The following is a 12,109-nucleotide window of genomic DNA, read 5'->3' on the forward strand; positions in this document are numbered from 1 at the left end:
GCGCCCGGTACCGTCAGGTGCCGGGCGCTTCGTCATGACCCTGACACCCACGAACCCGAACGGAGAACCCGATGAGCGCCGACCTGTGGTGCGTCGTCGGCCTGGGCAACCCCGGGCCGCAGTACGCGGGCAACAGGCACAACCTCGGGCAGATGGTGCTCGACGAGCTCGCGCGGCGGACGGGCGCGACGTTCTCCACCCACCGGACGCGCAACGTCGTCGGTGAGGCGCGGCTCGGCGTGCTGCCGGGCGGCGCACCCGGGCCGCGAGTCGTCCTCGCCAAGCCCACGAGCTACATGAACACCTCCGGTGGCCCCGTCAGCGCGCTCGCGAGCTACTTCGGCGTGCCGCCCGAGCGCGTCGTCGTCGTGCACGACGAGCTCGACATCCCGTTCGGTGACGTACGGCTCAAGATCGGTGGCGGCGAGGGCGGCCACAACGGCCTGCGCGACATCACCAAGGCGCTCGGCACCAAGGACTACGTCCGTGTGCGCGCAGGTGTCGGTCGCCCGCCCGGCCGCATGGACACGGCCGACTTCGTCCTCAAGGACTTCTCGTCGACCGAGCGCAAGGAGCTGCCGTTCCTGCTCGACCTCGCCGCCGACGCCGTCGAGGCCGTCGTCACCGAGGGTCTCGTCGCCGCGCAGAACCGCATCCACGCGCGTCCCTGACGCGGACCGAGACGTCACCCGCCCTGCCCCTCGGGGTCACCCTCCGGTCATACCGCCATACGGTTCTGGCGCGCGGTACGTCCGGGTACGTTCGATCTTGCGAGGAGCACGTCCTCGTTCAGGACGTCGAGGAGGACTGGGCATGAAGGTGCTGGTCACAGGTGACCGCGGCTATCTCGGCTCAGTTCTCGTCCCGATGCTCCGCCGCGCGGGCCACGACGTCCTCGGCGTCGACAGCGGCTGGCGCGACGTCCCGCCCGCCAAGCGCTCGCCCTACCCGTACGAGCAGCGCGACGGCGACGTCCGCGACCTGAGCGCCGACGACCTGGCCGACGTCGGCGCCGTCGTCCATCTCGCAGGCATGGCCGCGACGCCCGAGGACGACTGGGCGGCGTCCGTCGTCCAGACCCAGCTCGTCGACATGGCCCGCGCCGTCGCGACCGCCGCGGCGGGCGCCGGCGTCGAGCGCCTCGTCATGGTGTCGAGCCGCGACGTGTACCGCGGCAGACCCGCGACGACGACGACCGGAGCCCCCCTGCTCGACCGCTCGTCCCCCTCGGCGAGCGCCCGGATCTCCGCCGAGGACGCCTTCCGACTCGCCGCCTCCCCGACCGCAGGCGTCGCCGTGCTGCGCCTCGCGACGCTCTACGGCGCGTCACCTCGGCTGCGCCTCGACGACGAGCTCAACCGCGCTGTCGTCTCCGCGCTCGTCGACGGTGCCGTCGCGATCGACCACGACGGGAGCCGCCTGCGCGCCTTCCTCCATGTCAAGGACGCGTGCCGCACGATCATGCACGCGCTCGTGCGCCTCGGGCAGACGTCGACGGGCAGCGACACGATCGACGTCGGCCGTCTCGAGGACGTCCTGACGCTGCGGGACGCGCTCGAGCTCGTCAGCATCATCACCGGCGCCCCCGTGACGTTCGGTGCCGCGCTGGACCCAGGCGACGTCGTTCCCGCCGACCTGGGCCGGCTCTCTCAGGTGTGGCCAGGTCTCGAGCTCCGCTGGACCCTCGCGCACGGGATCCGCGACCTGTGCCGCGACCTCACGACGAGCCGTGTGGATGCGCAGTGGGTGCAGCGGGTCGAGGCGGCACGCGCAGTCCACGAGGACGACATCGGCGCCGCGGCGGCGGTCCGCGCCGCCGTCCGCATCCCGCGAGCCGCGACCGGGCTGCGGCACCACCGCGGGTGAAATAGGGGCGGTCCGGGTGACAACGGGGTGACAGTCGATGCACCTGGAGCCCGAGGGTCGACACAGTGGTCACAGACGTCACACATGCCGGGGGAGAACCATGACCACGACCGACAGCACGGACGAGCAGCAGGGGACGCTCAGGGACGACGGCGGGCGGCGCCTGTCGATCGCGATGATCGGCACCCGCGGCGTCCCGGCACGCTACGGCGGCTTCGAGACCGCCGTCGAGGAGGTCGGGCGCCGGCTCGCCGCGCGCGGCCACGAGGTCCGCGTCTACTGCCGCAACGGCAACTCCGAGGAACGCGGTGAGTACGCCGGCATGAGCCTCGTGACGCTTCCCGCCGTCCGCCACCGCGCGCTCGAGACCCTCAGCCACAGCGGGCTGTCCGTCATGCACCTGCTGACCCGCCGGACCGACGTGGCGTTCGTCTTCAACGCGGCCAACGCCCCGTTCCTGCCGGCCGTGCGCGCGGCCCGGGTCCCGGTCGCGACCCACGTCGACGGTCTCGAGTGGAAGCGCACCAAGTGGAGCGCGCGCGGCCGCAGCTACTACCGCTGGGCCGAGGGCGCCGCGGTGCGCCGCTCCGACGCGCTCATCGCCGACGCCCAGGGCATCGCCGACTACTACACGGAGGAGTTCGCGGCCGAGACGCGCCTGATCGCGTACGGCGCCCCGATCGTCGAGGTCGGTTCGGACCGGCTCGCCGAGCTCGACCTCGAGCCGGGCAGGTTCCACGTCGCGGTCGCACGCTTCGAGCCGGAGAACCACGTCCACCTGATCGTCGAGGGCTACGTGAGGTCGAACGCCACGATGCCGCTCGTCGTCGTCGGGTCGGCGCCGTACACGGACGACTACACGCGCCAGGTGCACGCCGCCGCGGGTGGCGACCCGCGCGTGCGGTTCCTCGGCGGGGTGTGGGACCAGGACCTGCTCGACCAGCTCTACGCCAACGCGGCCACCTACCTCCACGGGCACTCGGTCGGCGGGACCAACCCGTCGCTGCTGCGCGCGATCGGCGCGGGCACCGCGACGATCGCGTTCGACGTGAGCTTCAACCGCGAGGTGCTCGGGGCCGCGGGCTGGTACTTCAGCGACCCCGGCGGGGTCGCCCGCCACGTCGAGGCGGCCGAGGCAGCGCCTGACGAGGTGGCGAGGCGCGGGGTGGCCTCGCGCCAGCGCGCGCGGGACTACAGCTGGGACGACGTCGCCGACCGGTACGAGCGCCTCGCGCTCGACCTCGCGGACGGTCGCGTCCCGGGGAAGCAGGACGGCCGGCGCGCGTCGGAGTCGTCCAGGACCAAGCAGAAGGTGTCGCGATGAGCTCGCAGGTCCAGGGGGCCACGTTCCGGGAGACGTACGACCGTCTTGCTCAGGCGCAGAAGGGTGTCGCACGTTCGGCGCCCGCGTACTCGCGGTACGTCAACCGGCGGCTCGGCAGGGTCTTCGCCGCGTGGGCGTACGGCCGTGGTCTGACGCCGAACCAGGTGACCGGCATCAGCGCCCTGTTCACCTTCACAGGGATCGGTGTGCTCGCCGCGACGACGCCTCGCTGGTGGGCGGGCCTCGTCGTGTCGCTGTGCCTCGTGATCGGTTACGCGTTCGACTCGGCCGACGGTCAGGTCGCTCGACTGTCCGGCACCGGGAGCAGCGCGGGGGAGTGGCTGGACCACATGGTCGACGCGACCAAGGTCGCGGTGCTGCCGCTCGCGCTCGCGGTCAGCTTCTACCGTGCCGAGGCGATGCCGACGGTGTGGTTGCTCGTGCCGCTGCTCAACGCGGTGGTCAGCTCGGTCCTGTTCTTCGGGATGATCCTCACGGAACAGATGCGCAAGGCGCACGGCGTGCGGTCGACGGCGCCGACCGGCGGCTCGGGCCTGGACCTGCGGGCGCTCCTGATGACGCCGACGGACTATGGCGTCCTGTGCCTCGTCTTCCTGCTTCTCGGTGCCGTCACGGTGTTCGCTGCCGTGTACAGCGTGATCGTCGCGCTCACCGCGGCGTTCCTCGTCGCAGCAGCGCGCAAGTGGTTCCGCGAGATCGCTGCGCTCGGCCAGGTGGGATAGCCAAGCCGAGGCCCGGCCGAGACCGGGCGACGTAGACGCGGGCGCCGCCCGCACGACGAAGCCTCCGGGGTTGTGGACGCCCCGGAGGCTTCGTCGCGTGCGGGGGGCTGGGAGAGGTGCCGCCGCACCCGGGCGCGAGCGGGTGACGCCGCTGGGCCGGGCCGCGGCGACCGCTGGCGAGCCGGGCCGCGGCGACCGCTGGCGTGCCGGGCCGCGGCGACCGCTGGCGTGCCGGGTGCACCCCGGCGAGCGTTCGCAGGCCCGAGTCGTAGCGGGTGGGGGTGGGTGCCGTGCGCCTGGGGCGGGGTGGTCGCGCCCGGGTTCAGCGAGGAGGGCCGTCCCGGGGTGGGCGAGGGCCGCGGAGAGCGTCGGGGAGGCCGGGCTACGGCTGCGGAGCCGCCGCGGCGGGCATGATCCGCATCACATTCGGAGCGGCGGTGAGGGCGGGGAGCACAAGTCCGGACGATGCGCTCGGCGAGTGCTTTCGGCGCGCGGAGGGCGAGCGTCGCTGCAGGTGTGGCGATCGGACGTAGGACGCGACTCGGCGAAGAGTGCTCTCGTCGACGCGCGCCGGAAGCGCTCGCGGGAGGGCGCGGTGAGACCCGGTTCGGACGAAGTTGTCCGAATTCTCCTCAAATCGATCGGTAGGGTCGTCGATCGGAAGGGTGGAAACACCCACTCGGGTTCAGGCGTTGCCCGCCAGCCCCTGACACGTCGGCCAGCCCCCCCTGTCGGGCCGACAGATTGTGAATCATCAGTGCGAAACCCCCTCACCGCACGGCCTACCGCGGGACGCGCAGTCCTCGCGGCCTCGGTCGCTCTCGCCCTCGTCACCCCGTTCGCGGCCTCGTCGATCCCGGCGTTCGCCGCTACCGCGAGCTCCGTGTCGACGGCGTTTACCGCCCCCGCCCCGCGTCTCGACGCCGTCCGCCTCGACACCCCCCTGACCGTCCTCGACTCCGTCGCCGTCGCCTCGAACGGCACGGCTCGCGTCGACCTCTCGGCCCTGCCCGACAACGTCGTCGCCGCCGACCTGGTCGTCGAGGGCCGCTGGGCCTGGAAGGCGACGAAGATCTCGGTCGCCGCCGGCGACATGACGGCCGCCGCGAAGGCCGCGCCCGTCCTGACCACTCCGGTCCAGGACCTGGGCTCGGCCCAGAAGTCGATCTCCCTCGACGGCAAGGACTACCTCACGGTCCACAGCTCTGACGCTTCGGTCCGCGTGACCGTCAAGGTCGTCGGCTACAGCGTCGAGACGCAGCCGACGGAGCAGACGACGACGCTCGCCGAGCCGCTCACGGTGCTGGGCGACGTCTCCGTCGCCTCCAACGGGACGACCCGTGTCGACCTCTCCGCGCTCCCGGACAACGTCCTGTCGGCCCGCCTCCAGGTCGAGGGCCGCTGGGCGTGGAAGGCGACGAAGATCTCGGTCTCTGCCGGCGACATGACGGCCGCCGCGAAGGCTTCGCCCGTCCTGACGACGCCGGTCCAGAACCTCGGTTCCGCGCAGACGGAGATCGCGCTCGACGGCAAGGACTATCTCACGGTGCACAGCTCGGACGCCTCGGTCCGCGTGACCGTCAAGGTCCTGGGCTACACCTTCATGGGCTTCCCGGCCGAGAGCGCCCCGGCGCCCGCCCCGGCTCCTGCTCCGGCCCCGGAGCCGACCCCGACGCCGACGCCGACGCCCACCCCCACGCCGACGCCGACGCCCGCCCCCACGCCGACGCCGACGCCCACCCCCACGCCGGCGCCCGCCCCCACGCCGACGCCGACGCCCACCCCCACGCCGACGCCCACCCCCGCGCCGGCCCCGGCTGAGCCGCAGCTCCCGACCGAGCAGACCACCGGCGTCCCCGCCGGCACCAAGCTCACCGTCCACAAGGGCAACCTCACGATCTGGGAGCCCAACACCGTCCTCGACGGCATGGACATCCACGGCATCGTCAAGGTCCGCGCTGACAACGTGACGATCAAGAACTCGATCATCCGCGGCGCCGCGACCCCCGCGAAGGCGATCACCCACTTCGTGTGGAACACCGAGGGCAACAAGAACCTCGTCATCAAGGACACGACGATCGCCTCGCAGGCGCCGTCGCCCTACGACAGCGCGGTCCTCGGCTACAACTTCACGCTCGAGCGCGTGAACATCCACACCGTCGTCGACCAGGTCACGATCATCGGCGACAACGTGACGATCAAGGACTCGATGCTCCACGGCAACAAGTGGTACGCGAACGACCCGAACCACAACGGCGGCCCGTCGCACGACGACAACGTCCAGATCCAGGCCGGCAAGAACATCAAGATCGTGAACTCGGTCCTCAAGGACACGTACAACGCCGCGATCCAGATCACGCAGGCCCGCGGCAAGGTCGGCAACCTCACCGTCGAGGACAGCTACCTCGACAACGGTGGCTGCACCGTGAACATCGCCCAGATGAACAACGGCCCGCTCGAGAACGTCGTCTTCCGTGACAACGTCTTCGGCAACGGCCAGCGCATCGACGGCTGCGGCATCATCCGCCCGGTGACGACGAACGTCGTCTCGGACAACAACGTGTTCGTCGACGGTCGCCCGTTCGTGCTCAAGCGCGGCTGACCTCGCACGACCGACAGCAGGAGCCCTGGTCCGCACGGACCGGGGCTCCTGCCGTGCGTGCAGCGCAGCCGGGCGAGGGCCTCAGGAACGGCGGTACGCCTCGTGCTGCAGCCCGAGACCGCCTGCCACGAGACCAGGCCCGCGCGCGAGGTCGCGCCACGCCGACGCGTCGGTCGCAAGGTTGCGGGTGGCCTGGGCGGCGACCCAGCGGGCCGCGCCACGAGCGGCGACGACGACGCCGCGGACGACCGACGCCGTCCGCACCCTCGCCCGCGCGACAACGCCCTGCGTGAACGCGAGCTCGACGTCGACCGAGCGATTCGCATGACCGTAGACGCGGGAGACGACCCAGCGCCGGTCGTCCCGCTCCGGCGGCACGAGGTCGACGACGACTGACTCCCCGCACGCGACGACCCGTCCGCCCGCCTCGGTGATGCCGCGGGTGAAGAGCGTGTCCTCGCCGCCCCGCATGCCCACCTCCGGGTCGAACGCGACGCCGAGCGCCGCGACCCCCGCGACGTCGACGAGGAGGTTGCCCGACGGCGCGCTGCGACGCAGCGTGCCGGTGGGGAGGTTGCTCCGCTCGAAGAACCGGCCCGCGGCGCTCCACGCCGAGGGCTCGTCGACGAAGCCGGGGACGATGCGCCCCGCGACGGCCTCGGCGCCGGTGCGCTCCCACGTCTCGACGAGGGGACCGAGCCAGCTCTCGCCCGGGAGGCCGTCGTCGTCGATGAACACGACGAGACCGTCGGCGGACGCCTCCTCGACCGCGCGGGCGCGCACCGCCGCGATGCCGGGCCGCGGCTCGTGGACGTAACGGACGGGCAGGTCGGCCTCGGCCGCGACAGCCGCGACGACGTCCCGTGCGCCGCCGTCCGGGTCGTTGTCGATGATGAGGATCTCGGTGCGGTCCGCGAGCGACGGCGAGCCGAGCACGTGCGGCGCGAGCATCCCGAGGAGCGGTTCGAGGAGCTCGTTGCGGCGGAACGTCGGCACGGCGACGTGGACCCGCGGGCGGTCGGCCGCGCGGGGGTTGGCGTGCTCGGACAGCTCGACCGTCCCGACGGCCTGCCGCGCGCCGGCTGCGCGACCGCGGCGCTGCGTCGTGTTGCGACCGCTCGCCGTGCCGAGCACCGCGAGCATCTGCGCTGCGTAGCGGCGGGTCGAGAAGCGGTCGAGCGCGTCGGCGCGGCCCGCCCGCGCCATGCGCGTCGCCTGCTCGGGGTCGTCGAGCAGCTTCGCGACGGCGCGCGCGAAGCCGGGCGCGTCGCCCGCTGCCACGAGCAGGCCGGTGCGCCCGTCGTCGACGACCTCGACGAGCCCCTGCGTCGCGGCAGCGACGAGCGGGCGGCAGGCGAGGAGCGTCTCGACCGCCGCGTTGCCGAACGACTCACGCCACGACGGCGCGACGACGACGTCAGCCTTGTCGATGACCTTCCGCGCCGGGTCCACGTAGCCGTGGAAGGTCACCGCCCCGCGCAGGTCCGGCTCGTCAGCACGCTGCTCGAGCTCGGCGACGTACCACTCGTAGCCGCGGAACGCGGAGCCGGCGACCTCGAGCCGCACGTCGCGGCCCTCGCGGCGCAGGTGCGCCACGGCCTCGAGCGCGACGTCGATGCCTTTGTGCGGGGACAGACGCCCGACGATCGCGACGACCGCAGGGTCCTGCGGACGCCGGATGCGCGGGTCCGTGGGCTCGGGGCCGCGGTCGGGCACACCGTTGTGCACGACGGTGGTCCGGCGCCCGAGCGACGGCACGACGTCGGTCAACGTGCGCGCGGTCGCGCGCGAGTTCGCGATCACCTGGGTCGCGAGCAGGAGCGGTGACGCGAGCAGACGGCGCGCCGTGCGGCCCGACGACTCCTCCGCCTCGTGGACGTGCGACACGACAGGGACGCGCGCGAGCCGCGCGCTCACGAGCCACGTCGGTACGACGACCGTGTTGACGAGCAGGACGTCGGGCTTCGCGCGGCGCAGCGAGCGCGCTCCCGCGACGATCGCGCGCAGCCCGGAGAGCGCGTAGCCGACCAGACCGCGCGCGCTCATCGTCGACCGGCGTAGCACCGGGAAACGCTGCACGACGACGTGAGCGCCCGCCTTGGCGAGCATCGGGACGAGCGGTCCGTCCTCGGGGACCACCACGAGGACCGACCAGCCGGCGGCACGGGCCGCGACGACGGTCTCGAGCAGCTGCAGGTCGCTCCCGTACTGGTCGGCGGACGGGTGCGCGATCATCAGGCGGGGCACGGCATGACCTCGTACGGGAGGGAACGGTGGTTGTCCGCGAGTCTATGAACGACCCGGAGTGCCGGACGGGATCGCAGGACGATCTCACCCTCACCCTCACGCCGGCGTCGCCCGACCACGCTCCCGGCGCCGCCCGCAGCAGCGCCGTCGCCCCCGGCGACCTGCAGGGTCGCCCCCGGTTCACCCGCAGACCGCCGGGCTGCGACGACCCGCAGAACTAGACTTCCAGCGGTCAGGGACAGCAGGGGGACGGGGACACGTGGACGAGCTCGGACGGTCGGCGGCACGCGGCGCGGGCATCACCTTCGCCGCCCAGATCGCACGGGTCGGCATGCAGATGGCCTCGGTCGTCCTGCTCGCGAGGCTGCTCTCGCCGACCGAGTACGGCGTCATGACGATGGTCCTCGTGTTCGTCGGCGTCGGTGAGATCTTCCGCGACCTCGGCCTCTCGACGGCTGCGATGCGCGCGCCCACGATCACGCACGCCCAGCGTTCCAACCTGTTCTGGGTCAACACGGCGATCGGCGCGGGGCTCGGGCTTCTCATGGTCGCGGCGGCTCCGCTCGTCGGCATGGTGTTCGACGAGCCTGCCGTCGTCCCGGTCGCCCGCGCTGTCGGCGTCGTCTTCCTCCTCAACGGGATGGCGAGCCAGCTGCGCGCGGACCTCGTGCGCACGATGCGTTTCGGCGCGCTCGCGGTCGTCGACGTCGTCTCGCAGGCCGCCGCGATCGCCGTCGCGGTCGTCCTCGCGCTCGCGGGCGCGGGCGTGTGGGCGCTCGTCGGGCAGCAGGTGCTGCAGTCGCTCGTGCTGCTCGTCATGCTCGCCGTGAAGTGCCGGTGGGTGCCCGACCGGCCGCGCCGCGGCGTCCCGATGCGCGAGTTCTGGCACTTCGGATGGAACCTCGCCGCCTCGCAGGTCGCCGTGTACATCGGCAACAACGTCGACAACTTCGTGATCGGGTCCCAGCTCGGCACCGCGCAGCTCGGCACGTACGACCGGGCGTTCAAGCTCGTGATGACGCCCGTCGCGCAGGTGCGCGCCCCCACGACGACGATCGCGCTGCCTGTGCTCTCCCGCCTCCAGGACGACCCGCCGAGGTTCGCCCGGTTCCTCGCACGCGGGCAGATCGCTCTCGCGTACCCCGTGATGATCGGGGCGGCGCTCCTCGTCGGCACCGCCGACCCGGCGACCCAGATCCTGCTCGGCAGCGGCTGGGTCGGCGTCGAGCCGCTCGTGCGTCTGCTCGCGACGACCGCCGTCATGCAGACCCTCGCGTACGTCGGGTACTGGGTCTACCTCTCGCACGGCCTGTCGGACCTGCTCCTGCGGTTCACCGTCGTGACGATCGCGGTCAAGGTCGTCTTCGTCGTCGTGGCGAGCCGCTGGGGTCTCGTGGGCGTCGCGGTCGGGTACACGCTCGCGCACACGGTCGAGTGGCCGTTGTCGATCCTGTGGCTGTCCCGCCGTGCCCCGATCCCGACGCGCACGCTCATGCTCGGCGCCGTGCGGGTGCTGCTCGTGGGCGGCTCGATCGCTGGGGCAGCCCACCTCGTGTCCGGGCGGGTCGCAGGGGAGTGGCCCGCGACGCTCGCGGGTGTCGCTGCTGGCCTCGCCGCCCTGGGGCTGCTCGCGCTCGTCGTGCCGCGCGTGCGCACGGACGTCGTGGACGTCGCCGCGATCGTCCGCACGGCCCTCGCCCGCCGGCGCCGCTGAGCACTCACACGACACGTGCGGCCCGCTCCCCGGAGGGAGCGGGCCGCGGCGTCTGTCTTCCGGGGCGTGGCCTCGTCAGCTGCTCTTCGCTGCGCGCGGCCCGCGCCGGGTCTCGGTCCCCGTGTCTTCCGGTGTCGGCACGGAGCGGCGCGACCGCTGTCGGCGGGCCGCCGCGGCGAGGCCGGACGGCTCGCTCGCGACGTAGCCGCGCGGGGTGTCCGCGTCGCTCGGGTCGGCGAAGTTCACGACGACGCCGAGGCAGCGCGCCCCGACCGTGTCGAGGGCGGTGAGCGCGGTGCTCACCTGGGTGCGACGCACGCGCGCCGATCCCACGACCATGACCACGCCGTCGGTCCGTCGCGCGAGGACGACGCCGTCCGCCACGGGCAGGATCGGTGGGGCGTCGAGCACGACGTGGTCGTACTCCTTCGCCGCCTCGTCGATGAGCTCCTGCATCGCCGAGGAGTCGATGAGCTGGGCGGGGTTCGGGGGGATGTCGCCCGAGACGACGACGTCGAGACCCGGGTGGCCCCACGGCTGCGTGACGTCCTCGAGCGACGCCGAGCCGACGAGGACCGTCGTGAGCCCGACCGACGGCTCGAGGCCGGTGACGCTCGCGATCGTGGGGCGGCGCAGGTCCGCGTCGACGAGGAGGACGCGGCCGCCCTTCTCCGAGAGGGCGAGCGCGACGTTGATCGCGACCGTGGACTTGCCCTCGCCCGAGATCGACGACGACACGACGAGCGTGCGCAGCTGGCTCGCCGCGCCGATGAACTGCAGGTTGGTCTGGATGCGTCGGAAGGACTCGGCGCCAGCGCCGTGCGGCTCCCCGAGGATCGTCACCTGGTCGCGGCGCGAGCGCTCGCGCGGGACGACGCCGAGCAGGACGCGGTCCTGGTGCGACGGGACGTCCTTGATGCCGCGGACGCGCGTGTCGAGCACCGTGAGGAGCAGCGCGAGCGCGACGCCGACGGCGAGACCGGCGGTGCCGCCGAGCGCGACGTTCATCTTGGTGTTCGGCGTGAACGGGACGGTCGGCACGACCGCGTCGGCGACGACGGTCATGGTGACGGCCGGCGTGTCCTCCGAACCCGAGGGAGCGATCTCCTCGACCGTGCGGGCCAGGCTTGCGGTGACGGCGTCTGCGACCTCTGCGGCAAGCGCGGGGTCGCGCGACGTCGCACTGATCTCGACGAACATCGTGTCGAGCGGCGTCGTGGCGGTGATCGTCCGAGCCAGCGTGCGCGCGCTCATGCCCAGGTCGAGCTCCTCGATGACCGGCTCGAGAACCGTCGGCATCGTCGCGAGCCGCGCGAACGACTCGACGAGGTTCTGGGTGTACATCGTGCCCTGGACCAGCTCGGTGACGGTCTCGCCGCGCGCGAGCGACACGAACGTCGTCGTCGACGACCGGTAGGTGGGGGTGGTGGACTTCGCGAGCCCGAACCCTGCCCCCGCGCCGAGGACGGCGAGAAGGGCGATGACCAGCCAGCGCTTGCGCAAGGCTGAGAGGTATTCCATCAGATCCACGTGCACCCCATGATCGTCACCCGGCGCGGCGCTCCTGAGACGAGCGCGGGCACCGGGACGGGACCGCCTGTCCGGGCCCTGGT

8 protein-coding genes are annotated in these 12,109 nt (G+C 72.6%); 6 read left to right on the top strand and 2 right to left on the bottom strand.

From position 1 onward, the window contains the following. Positions 1 to 71: 71 nt before the first annotated feature. The 5 genes from pth (at position 72) to ATL41_RS13315 (ending at position 6,535) form a co-directional block, all read left to right on the top strand. On the top strand, positions 72 to 671 hold the full coding sequence (gene pth / locus ATL41_RS11190; protein ID WP_098458540.1) for an aminoacyl-tRNA hydrolase: 600 nt from the start codon (positions 72 to 74) through the stop codon (positions 669 to 671). Between the two features lie 142 nt (positions 672 to 813). Next, the gene (locus tag ATL41_RS11195; RefSeq protein WP_098458541.1) at positions 814 to 1,866 is read left to right on the top strand and encodes an NAD-dependent epimerase/dehydratase family protein; all 1,053 of its coding nucleotides are present in this window, start codon (positions 814 to 816) and stop codon (positions 1,864 to 1,866) included. Positions 1,867 to 1,966: 100 nt separating this feature from the next. Beyond that, on the top strand, positions 1,967 to 3,190 hold the full coding sequence (locus ATL41_RS11200; RefSeq protein ID WP_098458542.1) for a DUF1972 domain-containing protein: 1,224 nt from the start codon (positions 1,967 to 1,969) through the stop codon (positions 3,188 to 3,190). Further along, entirely contained in the window at positions 3,187 to 3,933 is a 747-nt protein-coding gene (locus ATL41_RS11205; RefSeq protein WP_098458543.1) for a CDP-alcohol phosphatidyltransferase family protein, read from the top strand. The genes ATL41_RS11200 and ATL41_RS11205 overlap by 4 nt, the downstream gene beginning before the upstream one ends. Positions 3,934 to 4,690: 757 nt before the next feature. Further along, entirely contained in the window at positions 4,691 to 6,535 is a 1,845-nt protein-coding gene (locus tag ATL41_RS13315; protein ID WP_098458544.1) for a right-handed parallel beta-helix repeat-containing protein, read from the top strand. Between the two features lie 81 nt (positions 6,536 to 6,616). On the opposite strand, the gene ATL41_RS11215 is transcribed toward ATL41_RS13315, so the two are convergent. Then, complete coding sequence (locus ATL41_RS11215; protein ID WP_143556617.1) at positions 6,617 to 8,782, bottom strand: glycosyltransferase; 2,166 nt, start codon at positions 8,780 to 8,782, stop codon at positions 6,617 to 6,619. A 259-nt stretch (positions 8,783 to 9,041) separates the two neighbouring features. Here ATL41_RS11215 and ATL41_RS11220 point away from each other — a divergent pair, with 259 nt between their 5' ends. After that, positions 9,042 to 10,496 (top strand): lipopolysaccharide biosynthesis protein, encoded by a 1,455-nt coding sequence (locus ATL41_RS11220; RefSeq protein ID WP_098458546.1) that lies wholly within the window; start codon positions 9,042 to 9,044, stop codon positions 10,494 to 10,496. A 75-nt stretch (positions 10,497 to 10,571) separates the two neighbouring features. Here ATL41_RS11220 and ATL41_RS11225 read toward each other — a convergent pair whose 3' ends face one another. Further along, positions 10,572 to 12,017 (bottom strand): tyrosine-protein kinase domain-containing protein, encoded by a 1,446-nt coding sequence (locus ATL41_RS11225; RefSeq protein WP_098458547.1) that lies wholly within the window; start codon positions 12,015 to 12,017, stop codon positions 10,572 to 10,574. Between the last annotated feature and the right edge of the window lie 92 nt (positions 12,018 to 12,109).

It is taken from the genome of Flavimobilis soli (genome assembly GCF_002564025.1).
GTDB lineage: Bacteria > Actinomycetota > Actinomycetes > Actinomycetales > Cellulomonadaceae > Flavimobilis > Flavimobilis soli.